The 16,942-nt window shown below is 67.4% G+C and carries 14 protein-coding genes and 1 riboswitch; of the genes, 7 read left to right on the top strand and 7 right to left on the bottom strand.

All coding sequences use genetic code 11. The features are described from left to right. Positions 1–27: 27 nt before the first annotated feature. A complete protein-coding gene (locus QP609_RS01095) occupies positions 28–1,920 on the bottom strand; it encodes a patatin-like phospholipase family protein (RefSeq protein ID WP_289213843.1) in 1,893 nt (630 codons plus the stop codon). A gap of 187 nt (positions 1,921–2,107) precedes the next feature. Here QP609_RS01095 and QP609_RS01090 point away from each other — a divergent pair, with 187 nt between their 5' ends. From QP609_RS01090 to pncA, 4 genes are all read left to right on the top strand, one after another. Beyond that, on the top strand, positions 2,108–3,163 hold the full coding sequence (locus QP609_RS01090) for a bifunctional nicotinamide-nucleotide adenylyltransferase/Nudix hydroxylase (protein WP_126411609.1): 1,056 nt from the start codon (positions 2,108–2,110) through the stop codon (positions 3,161–3,163). Between the two features lie 64 nt (positions 3,164–3,227). Beyond that, positions 3,228–4,637 (top strand): nicotinate phosphoribosyltransferase, encoded by a 1,410-nt coding sequence (locus QP609_RS01085; protein WP_111206541.1) that lies wholly within the window; start codon positions 3,228–3,230, stop codon positions 4,635–4,637. 134 nt (positions 4,638–4,771) lie between these two features. Further along, positions 4,772–5,001: riboswitch (cobalamin riboswitch) on the top strand. Positions 5,002–5,176: 175 nt separating this feature from the next. Further along, on the top strand, positions 5,177–5,848 hold the full coding sequence (locus tag QP609_RS01080; RefSeq protein WP_032962114.1) for an epoxyqueuosine reductase QueH: 672 nt from the start codon (positions 5,177–5,179) through the stop codon (positions 5,846–5,848). A 55-nt stretch (positions 5,849–5,903) separates the two neighbouring features. Beyond that, a complete protein-coding gene (gene pncA / locus QP609_RS01075) occupies positions 5,904–6,530 on the top strand; it encodes a bifunctional nicotinamidase/pyrazinamidase (RefSeq protein ID WP_032962116.1) in 627 nt (208 codons plus the stop codon). A gap of 133 nt (positions 6,531–6,663) precedes the next feature. Here pncA and purU read toward each other — a convergent pair whose 3' ends face one another. After that, positions 6,664–7,515: a formyltetrahydrofolate deformylase gene (purU, locus tag QP609_RS01070; RefSeq protein WP_005411937.1), complete on the bottom strand. Its 852-nt coding sequence runs from the start codon at positions 7,513–7,515 to the stop codon at positions 6,664–6,666. 114 nt (positions 7,516–7,629) lie between these two features. Between purU and QP609_RS01065 the strand changes: the two genes are divergently transcribed. Then, entirely contained in the window at positions 7,630–8,541 is a 912-nt protein-coding gene (locus tag QP609_RS01065; protein WP_142235534.1) for a LysR family transcriptional regulator, read from the top strand. 3 nt (positions 8,542–8,544) lie between these two features. Here QP609_RS01065 and QP609_RS01060 read toward each other — a convergent pair whose 3' ends face one another. The 3 genes from QP609_RS01060 to QP609_RS01050 all read right to left on the bottom strand — a co-directional run bounded on the left by QP609_RS01060 (position 8,545) and on the right by QP609_RS01050 (position 11,051). Beyond that, a complete protein-coding gene (locus tag QP609_RS01060; RefSeq protein ID WP_014645582.1) occupies positions 8,545–9,645 on the bottom strand; it encodes an NADH:flavin oxidoreductase/NADH oxidase in 1,101 nt (366 codons plus the stop codon). A gap of 141 nt (positions 9,646–9,786) precedes the next feature. Further along, complete coding sequence (locus tag QP609_RS01055) at positions 9,787–10,593, bottom strand: NAD-dependent protein deacetylase (protein ID WP_180834783.1); 807 nt, start codon at positions 10,591–10,593, stop codon at positions 9,787–9,789. 56 nt (positions 10,594–10,649) lie between these two features. Next, a complete protein-coding gene (locus QP609_RS01050; RefSeq protein WP_004153688.1) occupies positions 10,650–11,051 on the bottom strand; it encodes an acyl-CoA thioesterase in 402 nt (133 codons plus the stop codon). Between the two features lie 152 nt (positions 11,052–11,203). On the opposite strand from QP609_RS01050, the gene QP609_RS01045 reads away from it, so the two are divergent. After that, positions 11,204–11,839 carry a LysE family translocator gene (locus QP609_RS01045; protein ID WP_075076406.1) on the top strand — a complete coding sequence of 212 codons (636 nt, stop codon included), beginning with the start codon at positions 11,204–11,206 and terminating at the stop codon, positions 11,837–11,839. A 123-nt stretch (positions 11,840–11,962) separates the two neighbouring features. Here QP609_RS01045 and QP609_RS01040 read toward each other — a convergent pair whose 3' ends face one another. Together QP609_RS01040 and QP609_RS01035 are read right to left on the bottom strand one after the other, a co-directional pair. Then, complete coding sequence (locus QP609_RS01040) at positions 11,963–12,982, bottom strand: ribonucleotide-diphosphate reductase subunit beta (RefSeq protein ID WP_005420683.1); 1,020 nt, start codon at positions 12,980–12,982, stop codon at positions 11,963–11,965. A gap of 144 nt (positions 12,983–13,126) precedes the next feature. Further along, the gene (locus QP609_RS01035) at positions 13,127–15,529 is read right to left on the bottom strand and encodes a ribonucleoside-diphosphate reductase subunit alpha (RefSeq protein ID WP_014645579.1); all 2,403 of its coding nucleotides are present in this window, start codon (positions 15,527–15,529) and stop codon (positions 13,127–13,129) included. A gap of 554 nt (positions 15,530–16,083) precedes the next feature. Between QP609_RS01035 and QP609_RS01030 the strand changes: the two genes are divergently transcribed. Continuing rightward, on the top strand, positions 16,084–16,920 hold the full coding sequence (locus tag QP609_RS01030) for a DUF2884 family protein (RefSeq protein WP_032956617.1): 837 nt from the start codon (positions 16,084–16,086) through the stop codon (positions 16,918–16,920). The last annotated feature ends 22 nt before the right edge of the window (positions 16,921–16,942 follow it).

Genomic DNA, 16,942 nt, shown 5'->3' with positions numbered 1-16,942 from the left:
CGACCCCGATTCGACCGCAGGATCGGGTCAGTAGATCGGGGTCACCTTCATCTGCGGCAGCGGACGCGGTGCGCCGTCGGTAAGGTCCGGGCCGAGGTCCTCCCAGGTGCGGCCCTGCTCGACCATCAAGCCCCACAACTGCTGCGAGGCCAGCCGTTTGTCTTCCGAGCCCAGCTTGTACGACGGTGGCGTCGGCTGACCGCTGGCGACCATCGCGTACGCCGCGCGGTAGGCCAGCACCTGCTGCGCCGGATCATCGGTGCGCGCCACTTCCAGCGTGTAGCGCTGGTAGGCCGAGGCCAGGTTGCGCCAGCGGATCCAGTAGTGGTTCTCGAACGAGAACGAACAGAAGCGCGCACCGGCCAGACTGCCCTTGTCGGCAATGCGGGTCAGCACGTCCTGCGGCATGTCCAGGTTCATGCCACCCTCGTCGCCCTGCAGGCTGACGTGCACGATGCGGTCGCGGTAGCCCGGTGCGCGCGCCTGCAGAAGGTCGCGCCAGTTCTGCATGGTCGCCACCACCGCGAACAGGAAACGACCCAGCTCGGCTGCGGCCAGTGGCGTGGCGATGGACTGGTAATGCCGTTGCCAGCCGTGGCGGTTTTCGGTGGGCAGGAACACCGCATGTTCCAGCGCCTGGCGGCCGCCGCTGCCCTGGCTCACCGCTTCGGCGTGCTGTGGATAGACCAGGTTGATGGCGAAGGTCGGCCAGCGCGGCAGGGCGGCGTCGAACAGATGGATCGGGAAGTTGCTGCTGATGCCGCCATCGGAGAACCAGCAGATGCGGAAGGCGGTGATCACCGGGCCGCAGGTCTGCCCGGCACTGGTCAGCCCTTCCATGCTGTCGGCAACGTTGTGCTCCTGGTCGGCCGCAGGGGCGGTCGGTTCGCAGCGTCGTTCGCGGCGTGAGGGTTCATGCAGCGGCACCGCGCTGATCAGCAGCGGGAAGCTCAGGCTCATGCGCGTGGCCACCAGCACCGGCAGCTTCGGGCCCTGTGGCAGGTGGTAGTACTGCCGCCCTTCCACCTCCAGCGGCGGGCCGGCCTGGCTCACCAGCCACTGCACCACGCTGGCGGGGAACAGCTGCTCGAACTCCTCGCGCAGGAACCAGAACTGCGCACCGCCCAGCGGCAGCGTGCGCGGCTCGTTGTGTGAGATGCAGGTGGTGATCATCTGCAGGCTGATCGCATGCGGGCTGTCAGGCTCACCGGCGTAGCGCGGCGCATCGTGCAGGTCGGCGAAGGTCAACGGTGCATCCAGCGGCTTGCCGGACAGCTGCTGCAGGCATTCATGCAACCACTCGGTCAGCGCCGGCGTGCGTGGATCGCGGCTGAGGCCGCTGCACAGGCCCAGCAGGTTGCGACGCGCCACCCGCGCGACCCGCAGCGCGGCACCGGCCACACCCGCACCGTAGGCGCACAACAGTGATGGCAGCAGCGTGGCGGCCACGCCGCTCCAGCCACCGCCCCACCAGCCCAGGCCGAGCAGCAGCGCCAGCGACACCAGCACTTCCAGCGGCGCGATCTCGAATACCGCAACGGCCAGGCACAGCAGTTTGTGCGGCAGGCGGGCATTGCCGGTCAGCACCACCAGCAGCCGATAGGCCGCGCGCGCGCCGCGCGCCGGCTGGAACAGGCTGTAGATGAAGCCGCGCCGGGACAGCTGTGCCGACACCGCCGACAGCCCGCCATAGCCTGCATCGCCGGGCAGCTGCTCGCCGGCCTGCTGGCGGCGATCGCCGCAGGCCGCTGCAGCCGCCACCGCTGCCGCAATGGCGCCGGCTGAAGTGCCGCCGATGCTCTTGAAGCGATACTCGCGGGCCAGCGCCAGTACCGCATTGGGGTACACGATGCCGCTGGTGATGCCGCCTTTCATGACCAGATCGCAGTACTTGTCCGCCACTGTCTTGCCCCCGAGCATGCCGTCCGCCGCGTGGGTTGCAGTATGGCGCAGGGGCTTCTCAGGGCCTGAGAACGACGGCGCAGTCCGCGCACGCAATGCGCCGTTCAGCAGAAAGCACGGCTGCAGGCTTGACCCGCCCTGCCATCGGCGTAGCATCTGCAGCAAGCCAAGGGACAGACCCGCGGCTGCCACAACGACATGAGGGATTCTCATGGAATTCGACTATCTCGTCTTCATCGGGCGATTCGAGCCCTTCCACAACGGCCACGCCGCCGTTGCCCGCCTGGCCCTGAGCCGGGCCCGCAAGCTGATCTTCCTGGTCGGCTCTGCCGATACCCCCCGCAGCCTGCGCAATCCCTGGACCGTGGCCGAACGCGCCGTGATGATCCAGGCGGCCCTCGACGACCACACCGACCGTCTGCTGATCCGCCCGCTGCGTGACCACCTGTACAACGAAGCACAGTGGATCGCCAACGTGCAGCGCCAGGTGGCTGACGCCCTGCGCAACGACGGTGCCGCCGCCGATGCCAGGGTGGGCCTGATCGGCATGGACAAGGATGCGTCCAGCTACTACCTGCGCGAGTTCCCGCAGTGGCCGCTGGTGGACGTGCAGCACACCGCCACCCTGTCGGCCACCGAGCTGCGGCGCTACCTGTTCGAAGCGGGCGACGTCGACTTCCACGGCGCGCTGCTGATGCTGCGTGGCAATGTGCCGGCGCCGGTGTACGACATGCTCGAAGCGTTCCGCAAGAGTGCGCCTGCGTATGGCCAGCTGGTGGCCGAGTACCGCTTCATCGAACAGTACAAGGCCGCCTGGAAGGATGCGCCCTACGCGCCCACCTTCGTCACCACCGATGCGGTGGTGGTGCATTCGGGCCACGTGCTGCTGGTGCGTCGCCGCTCGGAACCCGGCAAGGGGCTGTGGGCATTGCCCGGCGGCTTCGTCGGCCAGGAACAGAGCCTGCTCGACAGCTGCCTGCGCGAACTGCGCGAGGAAACCCGGCTGAAGATTCCGTTGCCGGTGTTGAAGGGGTCGCTGAAGGGCCAGCAGGTGTTCGACCACCCGGACCGCAGCCAGCGTGGCCGCACCATCACCCACGGTTTCCACTTCGAGTTTCCGGCCGGCGAGCTGCCGCCGGTGCGCGGCGGCGACGATGCCGACAAGGCACGCTGGATACCGGTGAGTGAGGCCCTGGACATGGGCCCGCAGCTGTTCGAAGACCACCTGCACATCCTGGAGTACTTCCTCGGCCGCGGCTGACCGGCCCGGCTTTCCCACTGGCGGATAGACCGCCGGTGCCACCCGACGCGAAGGAGCTTCCGTCATGCACTACCTCGATAATCTTCTCCTCAACACCGACAGCTACAAGGCCAGCCATTGGCTGCAGTACCCGCCGGGTACCGATGCCACGTTCTTCTACGTCGAATCACGTGGCGGCCTGCACGATCGCACGGTGTTCTTCGGCCTGCAGGCGATCCTCAAGGACGCGCTGGCACGGCCGGTCACCCACGCCGACATCGACGACGCTGCTGCGGTGTTCGCCGCGCATGGCGAACCGTTCAACGAGGCCGGCTGGCGCGATATCGTCGACCGGCTTGGCGGCCACCTGCCGGTGCGCATCCGCGCCGTGCCCGAGGGCAGCGTGGTGCCCACCCACCAGGCGCTGATGACCATCGAATCGACCGATCCGGCCGCGTTCTGGGTGCCGTCGTACCTGGAAACGCTGCTGCTGCGCGTGTGGTACCCGGTCACCGTGGCCACCATCAGCTGGCACGCACGGCAGACCATTGCCGCGTTCCTGCAGCAGACCAGCGACGACCCGCAGGGGCAGCTGCCGTTCAAGCTGCATGACTTCGGCGCGCGCGGTGTCTCGAGCCTGGAATCGGCCGCGCTGGGCGGTGCCGCGCACCTGGTCAACTTCCTCGGCACCGATACGGTCTCGGCCCTGTGCCTGGCGCGCGCGCACTACCACGCGCCGATGGCCGGCTATTCGATTCCCGCCGCCGAGCACAGCACCATCACCAGCTGGGGCCGCGAGCGCGAGGTGGACGCCTACCGCAACATGCTGCGCCAGTTCGGCACGCCCGGTGCGATCGTGGCGGTGGTATCGGACAGCTATGACATCTACCGCGCCATCAGCGAGCACTGGGGTACCACCCTGCGCGATGAAGTGATCGCCTCGGGCGCCACCCTGGTCATCCGCCCGGACTCGGGGGACCCGGTGGAGGTGGTGGCCGAAAGCCTGCACCGGCTGGATGAAGCGTTCGGCCATAGCCTCAACAGCAAGGGCTACCGCGTGCTCAACCACGTGCGGGTGATCCAGGGCGATGGCATCAATCCGGACACCATCCGCGCGATCCTGCAGCGCATCACCGACGACGGCTACGCCGCCGACAACGTGGCCTTCGGCATGGGCGGTGCGCTGCTGCAGCGGCTGGACCGCGATACGCAGAAGTTCGCGCTGAAGTGCTCGGCGGCGCGGGTCGAGGGTGAGTGGATCGACGTCTACAAGGATCCGGTCACCGACGCCGGCAAGGCCAGCAAGCGTGGCCGCATGCGCCTGCTGCGCCGCCTGGACGATGGCAGCCTGCACACGGTGCCGCTGCCGGCCAACGGCGACGACACCCTGCCGGACGGCTTCGAGGACGCAATGGTGACCGTGTGGGAGAACGGCCGCCTGCTGCACGACCAGCGGCTGGACGACATCCGCACGCGGGCGGCCGCGGGGCATTGAAGGTGCATCCCGACCGGGGTCAGAGCCCGCTGCGTGGCAGCGGGATCCGACCCCTTCCTTCCGCTGGGGTCGGATCCCGTTGCAGCGTAGCGGGTTCTGACCCCTGCGCTCTTGACCGGCGCCACCAACAGGTCCACCTTGCACACGCCGAAGGTATCCCTCCCATCGCTGCGGCGCGGGGAGGGATTTAAACGGGAATCCGGTGAAGGCGCCTCGCGCGTCCATTCCGGAGCTGCCCCGCAGCGGTGAATGGAAACGAATCCTGCCAACAGCACTGGGCTCGCGCCTGGGAAGCGGCGGGTAGTAGGTGGGCTGCGGCCCGTGTCCATCAGCCCGAATACCGGCCCCGGCCGGGGGACACGACCGTCCCCTGACTCGACCTGGAATCTCCGCGGGGAGGTTGCCGGGGCCGTCGTCGTCCTGCGCGTGCAGGCGGTGTGGCCGCGCGCGTCCTGTTCACGGTATCCGGCCAGACCCGTTCACCCACGCACTGATGCATGGGCCACCGCCGTTGCCGGCGGTCCATGCGGTACCTGACGATGACCGAGCTCCAACGCCCCACCCTGACCCTGCCCGCCGACGGCAAGCGCCTGCTGCTGCATTCGTGCTGCGCGCCCTGTTCCGGCGAAGTGATGGAGGCGATCACCGCCTCCGGGATCGACTACGCGATCTTCTTCTACAACCCCAACATCCACCCGGTGAAGGAATACGAGCTGCGCAAGCAGGAGAACATCCGCTTCGCCGAGCAGCACGGCATTCCTTTCATCGACTGCGACTACGACACCGACAACTGGTTCAGCCGTGCACGCGGCATGGAAAACGAGCCTGAACGCGGCATCCGCTGCACGATGTGCTTCGACATGCGCTTCGAGCGCACTGCGCTGTACGCGCACGAGCACGGTTACGACACCATCAGTTCTTCGCTGGGCATCTCGCGCTGGAAGAACATGGCGCAGATCAACGACTGCGGCATACGCGCCGCCTCGCGCTATGAAGGCCTGCAGTACTGGGACTACAACTGGCGCAAGGGCGGCGGCGCCAGCCGCATGATCGAGATCAGCAAGCGCGAGCAGTTCTACCAGCAGGAATACTGCGGCTGCGTGTACTCGCTTCGCGATGCCAACCGCCATCGCCGCGAGAATGGCCGCGAGCGGATCAGGATCGGCCTGCTGTACTACGGGCAGGACGCTGGGACGCCACAGGGCGATTGACGTGCAGGCATGGGGCGGCCACGCTGGTCGCCCCTTCTGTTGTAGCGGACCTGCCATGACCGCCCTGCCCGCCGATGTCGCCCTGCTGGTGATCGACCTGCAGCCGGACTTCATGCCCGGTGGCGCCTTGGCCTGCGACCAGGGCGATGCGCTGGTGGCACCGATCGCCGATCTGTTGGCGCAGCGCCGCTACCGCACCGTGGTGGCGACCCAGGACTGGCACCCGGCCGACCATGCCTCGTTCGCCAGCCAGCACCCCGGCCAACGCCCCTTCGAGACCATCCTGCTGCACGCGCAGCCGCAGACGCTGTGGCCGGACCACTGCGTGCAGGGCAGCGCCGGTGCCGCGCTGCACCCGGGCGTGGACTGGACCGTGGCCGACCTGATCCTGCGCAAGGGGACGCGCCAACAGGTGGATTCGTACAGCGCCTTCCGCGAGAACCACGGCCCCGATGGCGAGCGCCCGGCCACCGGCCTGGCCGGCTGGCTGCACGAGCGCCGCATCCGCGAAGTGCACGTGTGCGGCCTGGCCCGCGACTACTGCGTGCTGTGGAGCGCGCAGGATGCGGTGAAGTCCGGCTTCCGGGTGAAGTTCCTGTGGGAGCTGACCCGGCCGGTGACCGAAGCCAACGACGCGATGGTGCGCGAGGCGCTGGGCAAGGCGGGAATCGCGACCGCCTGACCCACAACGGTAGTGCCGGCCGCTGGCCGGCAACGCCTGGATCCCTGCAGTTGCCGGCCAGCGGCCGGCACTACCGGATCACACCCGTGGGTAGCGCCGGGCCATGCCCGGCGGACCTGGAAGGGGCAGCACGTTACCGGAACACCACCGTGCGATGCCCGTTGAGCAGGATGCGGTGCTCCACATGGCGGCGCACGGCGCGTGCCAGCACCAGCGATTCGGTATCGCTGCCCAGCCGCACCAGCTCGCGCGGCGCCATGGCGTGATCCACGCGGGCCACGTCCTGTTCGATGATCGGTCCTTCGTCCAGATCCTCGGTGACGTAGTGCGCGGTGGCGCCGATGATCTTGACCCCGCGCGCGTGCGCCTGGTGGTACGGCTGCGCGCCCTTGAAGCTGGGCAGGAAGCTGTGGTGGATGTTGATCGCACGCCCGGCCAGCGCGCGGCACAGCGTGGGTGACAGGATCTGCATGTAGCGCGCCAGCACCACCAGGTCGATGCGCTCGCGCTCGACCAGGTCGATGATCTGCTGCTCCTGCACCGCACGCGTATCGGCGGTCACCGGCAGGTGGTGGAACGGTACCTGGTAGGACGCGGCCAATGGCGCGAAGTCGGCGTGGTTGGAGGCCACCGCGGCAATGTCGACCTTCAGCTGGCCGCTGTGGGCGCGGAACAGCAGGTCGTTGAGGCAGTGCCCCTGCTTGCTGACCAGCACCAGCAGGCGTGCACGGCGGCGGCCATCATGCAGCTGCCAGTCCATGCCGAAGCCTTCGGCAAGCGTGGCCATCGCGGCGTGCACGGTCTCCAGCGGCAGGCCGGCGTCACGGTCGAAATGCACGCGCAGGAAGAAGCGGCCGCTTTCCTCATCGCCGAACTGCTGGGCGTCGAGGATGTTGCAGCCGTGGTCGAACAGCAGGCCGGACACGCGGTAGACGATGCCGGTACGGTCGGGGCAGGACAGGGTGAGGATGGAATCGGGGCGCATCGCCACAGTGTAGGGCAGCTTCCTGTCCAGCAGCCGGATGATCACCGATGCAACCGAACCGCTTGGTTCAGTCCCAAGCGATACTTGGCCATCACCGTGGCAAGCTGGTCGGTCATGAACCTGTTGCAACTGATCCGCAGCTTCACCCGCACCGCAGAGACCGGCAGCATTGCCGCCGCGGCCCGCATCCTTGGCATCAGCGCCACCGCAGTCGGCCAGAACATCAACCGGCTGGAAGCGCATCTGGGCGTACGGCTGCTGAACCGGAGTACGCGCCAGCTGGCGCTCAGCGAGGCCGGCGCGCTGTACCTGGCGCAGGTCCGCCACATCGAGGCCGACCTGGCGCGCGCGCAGGCGATGGTCACCTCCGGTGATATCGAACCGGCCGGGCCGCTGCGCATCGCCAGCAGCAGCGCGTTCGGCCGCCACGTGCTGGCCCCGTTGCTGCCGTCACTGCAGCAACGCTACCCGCAGCTGCAGCTGGAACTGCGGCTGACCGACCGCGCCGTGCAGCATGGTCCAGAGGCGGTGGATGCCAGCATCCGCATCGGCGCGCAGCTGGAAGACGGCGTGGTCGCACGGCAGCTGGCACGCGTACCGTTCGTGTTCTGCGCCTCGCCGGCCTACCTGAAGGCCCATGGCACCCCGCAGGAACCATCGGATCTGGGCAGCCATCGCGGGCTGCTGCACCGCTTCCCCACCGATGGCCGGCCGTTGCGCTGGGGCCTGCTGAAGGACGGCCAGCGTGTGGACGCCGCGCTACCGCCGAGCATGGTCTGCGATGACATCGATGCGCTGGCGTCGCTGGCGGCGGCCGGTGCCGGCATCACGCGGTTGGCTGCGTTCGTGGCCGAGCCCTACCTGCGCGATGGACGCCTGCAGGCCGTGTTCGGCGCCGACAGCACGTGGCGTCCGGAGCCGATGGAGGTCTATTTCTGCGTCAGCGATCGCCGCGACTTCACCGCCAAGATCCGCGCGCTGTTCGAGCACCTGCGGGCCGGCATGGCGCCGGCCTGGCGGGTGTGAGCCTCAGCGCGCCTTGAACACGCCGCGCGCATCGCGCGGCTCGCAGCGCAGGTACTGCGGCGCCGGTTCCACGCTGTCGCGCAATGCGGCGGCGGCATGCCACGGCCAGCGCGGGTCGTAGAGGATGCCGCGCGCCAGGGCCACGGCATCGGCGTGGCGATGGCGCAGGATCGATTCGGCCTGCTCCGGTTCGGTGATCATGCCCACGGCGATCACCGGCATGCGCACCTTGGCCTTGATCGCCGCCGCGAACGGCACCTGGTAGCCCGGACCGACGGTGATCTTCTGGCGCTCGTCCAGGCCGCCACTGGAGACATGCAGGAAATTGCAGCCGCGCGCGTCCAGCACCTGGGCCAGCGCTTCGCTCTGCACCAGATCCCAGCCGCCCTCGACCCAGTCGCTGGCGGAAATGCGCACGCCCACGGCGACCTTGTCGGACACCGCCGCGCGTACCGCGTCGAACACTTCCACCAGCAGGCGCAGGCGGTTCGGCAGCGACCCACCGTAGCCATCGGTGCGGCGGTTGCTCAGCGGCGACAGGAACTGGTGCAGCAGGTAACCGTGCGCGGCATGCAGCTCGATCAGCTCGAAGCCCAGGCGCTCGGCGCGCACCGCACTGGCAGCGAAGGCGGCGATGACCTCGGCGATGCCGGCCTCGTCCAGTTCCTGCGGTGCCGGATCGGCGGCATGGAACGGCAGCGGCGACGGCGCCACGGTGGCCCAGCCACGCGCATCGCCGGCCGGCAACTGGCCACCCCCGTCCCACGGACGGGCGGTGGATGCCTTGCGGCCGGCATGGCCCAGCTGGATGCCCAGCGGCATCGGCGACCAGCGGCGGACGCTGGCCAGCACCTGTGCCAGCGCGGCCTCGGTGCCGTCATCCCACAGGCCAAGGTCGGCCCAGCTGATGCGGCCGCGCGGCTCGACCGCGGTGGCTTCCAGGATCAACAGGCCGGCGCCGGACTGCGCCAGGTTGCCCAGGTGCATGGCGTGCCAGTCGCTGGCGCGGCCGTCTTCGGCGGAGTACTGGCACATCGGCGCGATGACGATGCGGTTGGACAGGGTCAGGGGGCCGAACGAGATCGGCGAAAACAGCTGGCTCAAGGGGGTGATGAACGACGTAGGGGGTGCGTATTGCACCGCTGCGCGGCTTCTGGATCAACCGTCTGGATGGATCGCTGTTTCGCAGCCGATCATGCCGCCGAGCGCCGAACAGCCCCTCGTAGAGCCGAGCCCACGCTCGGCTCAGCCCGCCACCCAACCGGACAAGGCTTCAGCGCAGTCCCGCTCATCCTTGAACAACAGCAGGTCGTCGGCACGGGTGCGGCCGCGGTTCAGCGCCGCCACCGGCAATCCTGCCTTCGCCGCCGCCTGCACGAAGCGGAAGCCGGAATAGACCATCAGTGACGAGCCCACCACCAGCACCGCATCGGCCTGCTGCAGGTGCTCGTGCACCGCCGCCACCCGCTCGCGCGGCACGTTCTCGCCGAAGAACACCACGTCCGGCTTCAGCACGCCGCCGCAGTGCGGGCAATCAGGTACCACGAACGTGGAGAAATCGGTCTCCAGGTCGGCGTCGCCATCCGGGGCGATGCCGGCCTCCAGCGCGTCCCAGCCGGGATTGGCGTCCAGCAGCCGCTGCTGGAAATCCTCGCGGTCACTGCGGCGCTCACAGCCCATGCAGCGCACCAGATCCAGGCGGCCATGCAGGTCGATCACGTTGCGGCTGCCGGCGCGCTGGTGCAGGCCGTCCACGTTCTGGGTCAACAGCACCTGCAGCTTGCCGCGGCTTTCCAGGGCGGCCAGGGCCTGGTGGGTGCCGTTGGGCCGGGCCAGGCCGAAGCGCGGCCAGCCCAGCAGGCTGCGCGCCCAGTAACGCTGGCGGGTGGTCGCCTCGCCCATGAAGGCCTGGTAGGTCACCGGCGGCGTGCGTTTCCACTGGCCGTCGGCGTCCCGGTAATCGGGTATGCCCGAGGCGGTGCTGCAACCCGCGCCGGTCAGCACGAACAGGCGCTCGGCGCGGTCGATGAAGTCGGTCAGTGGCGGGGTCATGGCTGCCAGATGGGGGCGCCGCAGCGCCCCCGCAAGCACCGGTTCAGCCGCTGGTCTCAGGCGGCCGGCAGCGGCGGCACCGCGATCGGGTGGCCTTCCTCGTCCAGCGCGATCATCACGAAGTGGCCGCGGGTGCACAGCTTGCGCTCGCCGCTGTGCAGGTCCTCGGCGACCAGTTCCACCTCGACCTTCATCGAGCTGCGGCCGACTTCGACGATGCGGCCGATGGTTTCCACCATCTGGCCGATGCGGATCGGCAGCTTGAAGTCGACCTGGTCGCTGCGCGCGGTCACCACGGTGCGGCGCGAATAGCGGGCGGCGGCCAGGAACGCGGCCTTGTCCATCCATGCCAATGCCTGGCCACCGAACAGGGTGCCCAGGTGGTTGGTGTGGTTGGGGAAGACGATTTCAGCCATGCGCACTTCGGTGGGCGGCACGGTCTCGGGGATCGGGGTCATGGGGGTGCTTCGGTGTGGGGTGCTGCGGATTCTAAGCGACCGGCGTGATGGCCATCGGCATGCACGTGCAACAGGCACCCGGCAGCGGTGCCTGCGCAGGCCGCGCCTGCGGCAGGCGTTACACTGCGCCACGCCCACTGCCAGGACTGCCCATGCCCGCCACTTCCGACCTGCTGGCCTTCGCGCTGGTTTCGCTGGCCATGGTGCTCACGCCCGGGCCGAACATGATCTACGTCATCTCGCGCTCGATCTGCCAGGGGCCGATGGCTGGCCTGATCTCGCTGGGCGGGGTGGCGCTGGGCTTTGTGTTCTACATGCTGTGTGCGGCACTGGGCATCACCGCCCTGCTGATGACCGTGCCGTTCGCCTACGACGCGCTGCGCATCGGCGGCGCGCTGTACCTGCTGTACCTGGCCTGGCAGGCGCTCAGGCCCGGCGGCCGTTCGCCGTTCGCGGTGCGCGACCTGCCGCAGGACAGCCCGCGCAAGCTGTTCACGATGGGCTTCCTGACCAATCTGCTGAACCCGAAGGTCGCGGTGATGTACCTGTCGCTGCTGCCGCAGTTCCTGCACCCGGACGGCGAAGGCAGCGTGCTGATGCAGTCGATCGTGCTGGGCTCCACCCAGATCCTGGTCAGCGTCAGCGTGAACGGCATGATCGCGCTGACCGCCGGCAGCATCGCCGGCTTCCTGGCCGCGCGCCCCACCTGGCAGATGGTGCAGCGCTGGCTGATGGGCACGGTGCTGGCCGGGCTGGCGATGCGCATGGCGGTGGAAGGGCGGCGCTGATTGTAGAGTCGAGCCATGCTCGACTTTCTTGCGAGCAGCAGTCGAGCATGGCTCGACGCTACGGAAACAAAAAACCCCGGCATTGGCCGGGGTTCTTCGTTGCGACAGGCCTGGCCGGTTCGATCAGAAGTTCATGTCGAAGGCGACTTCGCCCTGAACGCCGACCTGGTAGGCCGAGACGCGGCGTTCGAAGAAGTTGGTCAGCTCCTGCACGTCCTGCAGTTCCATGAACGGCAGCGGGTTGCGCACGTTGTACTTCTTTTCCATGCCCAGCTTGGCGAAATGCTGGTCGGCGCAGTGCTGCAGGTACTGGCGCATGTCGCGGGTCGAGATGCCGGCCACGCCACCGGACAGCACGTCCTCGGCGAACTGCACTTCGCATTCGATGGCTTCGGCCAGCATGTCGTAGACCTGCTGCTTCATCTCGTCGTCGAACAGGTCCGGCTCTTCCTCACGCACCACGCGCACCGACTCGAACGCAAACTCCATGTGCGCGCTCTCGTCGCGGAACACCCAGTTGGTGCCCGAGGCCAGGCCCGGCAGCAGGCCGCGCGAACGGAAGTAGTACACGTAGGCGAACGCAGCGAAGAAGAACAGGCCTTCGATGCAGGCGGCAAAGCAGATCTGGTTGAGCAGGAACTGGCGGCGCTGTTCGCGGGTCTCGATGCGGGTCAGGTCCTGGATCGAGTCGATCCACTTGAAGCAGAAATCGGCCTTCTTCTTGATCGAGTCGATGTTCTCCACCGCCGAGAACGCCTTGGCGCGCTCTTCCGGATCCGGCAGGTAGTTGTCCAGCAGGGTCAGGTAGAACTGCACGTGCAGTGCTTCCTCATACAGCTGGCGCGACAGGTACATGCGCGCTTCGGGCGCATTCAAGTGCTGGTACAGGTTCAGCACCAGGTTGTTGGACACGATCGAATCGCCGGTGGCGAAGAACGCGACCAGGCGGTGGATCAGGTGGCGCTCACCCGGCGACATCTTGCTGTGCAGGTCGGTGATGTCGATCTGGAAGTTGATCTCTTCCACCGTCCAGGTGTTCTTGATCGCATTCCGGTACATGTCATAGAACTGCGGGTAGCGCATCGGGCGCAGGGTCAGTTCAAAACCGGGATCGAGCAGCATCTGCTTGGGCTTGTCGGCCATGGGTGTTTCCTTGAATTCCTGGGTGAGCCGGCGGGCGTGGCCCGGCGCTACCGTGGGTGTTTTTCCGCAGCCGAGCATGGCTCGGCTCTACAGGTGCGAGGTGTTCGAGTGCCGACCTACGGTCGGCACCCACCGCGCGGTGTCTTACTGGCAGGCCTCGCAGGCTTCCGGGTTTTCCAGCGAGCAGGCGATGGCTTCGTCCGGGCTGAACACCTTGGCCGGGGCCGCAGCGCTGACCGTGGTCTTGGCGATCTTGGTGGCCGGGCGCGAACGCAGGTAGTAGGTGGTCTTGATGCCCTGCTTCCAGGCGTACATGTACATGGAGGACATCGCGCCGATGTTCGGGCTTTCCATGAACAGGTTGAGCGAGGCCGACTGGTCGATGAAGGCGCCACGCTCGGCGGCCATGTCGATCAGCGAACGCATCGGCAGTTCCCACGCGGTGCGGTAGACCTCGCGCAGCGTTTCCGGAATCTGTGCCACGCCGGCGATGGAGCCTTCGGCCAGCTTGATGGCATCGCGCATGTCGGCGGTCCACAGGCCCAGCTTCTTCAACTCGTTGACCAGGTAGCGGTTGACCTGCAGGAAGTCACCGGACAGGGTCTCGCGCTTGAACAGGTTGGACACCTGCGGCTCGACGCACTCGTAGCAGCCGGCGATCGAGGCGATGGTCGCGGTCGGGGCGATCGCGATCATCAGCGAGTTGCGCAGGCCGTGCTCCTTGATGCGGGCGCGCAGGGCATCCCAGCGCGCGGTGTCTTCCGGCACCACGTTCCAGGCGTCGAACTGCAGTTCGCCACCGGCGGCACGGGTGTCGTTGAACGACGGGTGCTTGCCACGTTCCTGGGCCAGCTCGCAGGAGGTTTCCAGCGCGTGGAAGTAGATCGCTTCGGCAATCTTCTTCGACAGGGCGCGGGCTTCGGCGCTGTCGAACGGCAGGCGCTTGCGGAAGAACACGTCCTGCAGGCCCATGCAGCCCAGGCCGACCGGACGCCAGCGCAGGTTGGCGCGGCGGGCGGTTTCGATCGGGTAGAAGTTCAGGTCGATGACGCGGTCGAGCTGGCGCACGGCCAGGCGAACGGTCTCGGCCAGCTTCTCGAAGTCGAACTCGTTGTGCTCGTCGAAGTGGTTGCCCAGGTTGATCGAACCCAGGTTGCACACGGCGGTTTCATCGTTGGAAGTGACTTCCAGGATTTCGGTGCACAGGTTGGACAGGTGGATCACGTTGCCCGGGCGCAGGGTCTGGTTGCTGGCGCGGTTGCACTTGTCCTTGAAGGTCATCCAGCCGTTGCCGGTCTCGGCCAGGGTACGCATCATGCGGGCATACAGCTTGCGCGCGGAGATGGTGCGGTTGGCCTTGCCCTGGGCTTCGGCCTGCAGGTAGGCCTGCTCGAAGGCTTCGCCGAACAGGTCGGTGAACTCCGGCACGACGCGCGGATCGAACAGCGACCATTCCTGGTCGGCTTCGACGCGCTTCATGAACAGGTCCGGCACCCAGTTGGCCAGGTTCAGGTTGTGCGCACGACGGGCTTCGTCACCGGTGTTGTCGCGCAGCTCGAGGAAGTCCTCGATGTCGGCGTGCCAGGTTTCCAGGTACACGCAGGCCGCGCCCTTGCGCTTGCCGCCCTGGTTCACTGCGGCCACCGACGAATCCATGGTCTTCAGCCACGGCACGATGCCGTTGGAATGGCCGTTGGTCGACTTGATCAGCGAACCACGCGAACGCACGCGGGTGTAGCTGACGCCGATGCCGCCGGAGAACTTCGACAGCTGGGCGATGTCGCCGTACTTGGAATAGATCGATTCCAGCGAGTCCTGCGGCGAGTCCAGCAGGAAGCACGAGGACAGCTGCTCGTGGGTGGTGCCGGAATTGAACAGGGTCGGGCTGGACGGCAGGTAGTCCAGGTTGCCCATGCGCTTGTACAGCGCCAGGGTCTCGGACACGTCCTCGCTCAGCGCGCTGGCGATGCGCAGGAAGAACTGCTGCGGGGTCTCGATCACCTTGCGGGTGTGCGGGTGGCGCAGCAGGTAACGGTCGTACAGGGTACGCAGGCCGAAGTAATCGAAGTTCAGGTCCAGCGAGATGTCGATGGCATCGTTGAGCTTGCGTGCGTTGGTCTGCACGAAGTTCAGCAGGCGGTCGTTGATCAGGCCGACTTCATGGCCACGGCTGACCGACTGCGAGAAGGCGTAGATTTCCTGGCCCGAGACTTCCTTGGCGATGTAGTTGGCCAGCAGGCGCGCGGCGAGACGGCCGTACTCGGGCTCTTCACCGATCAGCAGGGCGGCGGTGCGGATGGACAGTTCGTCCAGCTCGCGGGTGGTGGCACCGTTGTACAGGCCGGAAATGGTGCGGGTGGCCACGCGCATCGGGTCGACGGCGTGCAGGCCTTCGGAGGAACGCTGCACCGCACGCACGATCTTGTTCAGGTCCACCAGTTCGGTGGTCCCATTGCGCTTGGTCACACTCATCGCGTTGGCCGTCGGCGGCGACGTCAACAGGAATTCGCTTTCCTTCTCGATGGTGGCGCTGGATTCGGTGCTCACGGCGTGTGTCCTCTTGGCGTGATTTGGGGGTGCTCGATGCATCGGGTGACGCGGCCCGGGACATGACAGCCCAGGATGGCAGGACGGCGTCGCAGGGGATGAGACCCTGCGCCTGCCACTGCCGTTGACGATCGCGGATGGGTACCCCGGGGCAACCCCTGGAATGGGGGTTGCTGCGACCGACGGCCACAAGATAGTGGGGGTAATGGGGTCCGTCAACGCCAAATGTAGTGAAATTCGGCAATCCCTTGCGCCGCAAGGATCGTGCCATCGGCGCCCTGATCAGACGCTTCAGACCTGCCGGAACGGGCTGCGCAGTCAAGTCCGAAAGGCGTCATTGCGGTGGCACAACGCACCGCGAAAACGGAACAATGACAGCTTCACATGACAGTGATGAAACTGGCTAGGGACAACCCTGTGGATAGGTGGTGGGCAGCCGGTGGGAAAGCCGGTATGGCCGGACGAATCGCCATCGCGCAGTGACTTTCGGCGGGTGACGGCGCCTGCCGAACGCGGGATGCTGGGGTCCTGCAATGACCGGAAAGGATTCCACCATGCGCCTGTCAGCACCCGCCTTGGCCCTGTTGGCTGCTGTGGTCACCGTACCTGCAATTGCCGCTGACACCCCGAAGCTGCGCGCGGACCAGTGCGGTATCCACACCGACTATGACGTGCTGGTGGACAGCGGTGGCATCTGGCTGCGGCATGGCCCGCAGGCACCGCACGAGGTGGTGTTCCACGATGGCGTGCTGAGCCTGGACGACACGGTCGTGCCGGTCAGCGAGGCCGACGCGGCCCGCCTTCGGCAGATGGAGGCCGGGGCACGGCAGCTGATGCCGGCCGCCACGGCGCTGGCCCATGAAGTGAGCGGACTGAGCTTCGACGTGCTCGACGGGGTCTATGAAAGCCTCACCGGTACCGCCAACAGCCGCAAGGTCCGGCGCCTGCGCCGGCAGGCCGATGACTGGATCGGCGGCACGCTGGGCAAGGGCTACTGGGAACAGGCTGTGTTCGGGCCAGGCTTCGAGGCCAAGGTGCAGGACATGGCCGAGTCGCTGTCCGCCTCCATCGCCCGCAGCATGCTGTGGCAGATCTTCACCGGACGCAGCGATGCGATGGAGGCACGCGCCGACCGTCTGGACGCGCAGATGGAACAGCAGCTGGAAGGCCGCGCCGAACGCATCGAGGCCCAAGCACAATCGCTGTGCCCGCTGGTGCAGTCGCTGGCCGACACCCATGACGCGCTGGAAGTGCGCTACCAAGGCCAACCGCTGCGGCTGCTGGAGCGCAGCGAGAGCGTTCGGGTGGAGCACGGCGATGGCTCGGGCCTGCAGGTGTCGGCCGGGCCGGATGAGCGGCCGCGTGGGAATGCGGTGGCGCCTTCCCGATAGCTGCGCGGCGCTGCTGTAGAGC

The organism is Stenotrophomonas sp. 8(2023) (assembly GCF_030345295.1).
GTDB classification, from domain to species: Bacteria; Pseudomonadota; Gammaproteobacteria; order Xanthomonadales; family Xanthomonadaceae; genus Stenotrophomonas; species Stenotrophomonas muris.
This window is presented reverse-complemented; position numbering and strand designations above follow the sequence as displayed.